At 66.2% G+C, this 237-nt stretch carries 1 protein-coding gene; it reads left to right on the top strand.

Features of this window, described 5'->3' with window-relative positions; genetic code table 11:
- Window positions 1–237, top strand: a 237-nt coding sequence (locus SB725_RS33825; protein WP_410923774.1) for a hypothetical protein, incomplete at both ends; no start/stop codon positions are given.

The following is a 237-nucleotide window of genomic DNA, read 5'->3' as shown; positions in this document are numbered from 1 at the left end:
GGCCGACCATGGCAACTGGCTGGCCAGCCAGCACCGTTTGAGCAAACTGCCGGCCGACGACTCGCTGCTCGAACGCCTGGCCGACAACGAACGCATGCTCTACGCCAGCTGTTCGGCCCTCGCCAGCGCGCTGCCCGACGCGCGCCCGACCTTGCCTGCAGCGCAGTGGCTGCTCGACAACTTCTACCTGGTCGAAAGCCATATCCGCATTGCCAAACGCCACCTGCCGGCCGACTA

Origin of the sequence: Pseudomonas sp. SIMBA_041 (genome assembly GCF_046535095.1) — a bacterium.
Classification (GTDB): domain Bacteria; phylum Pseudomonadota; class Gammaproteobacteria; order Pseudomonadales; family Pseudomonadaceae; genus Aquipseudomonas; species Aquipseudomonas mucoides.
This window is presented reverse-complemented; position numbering and strand designations above follow the sequence as displayed.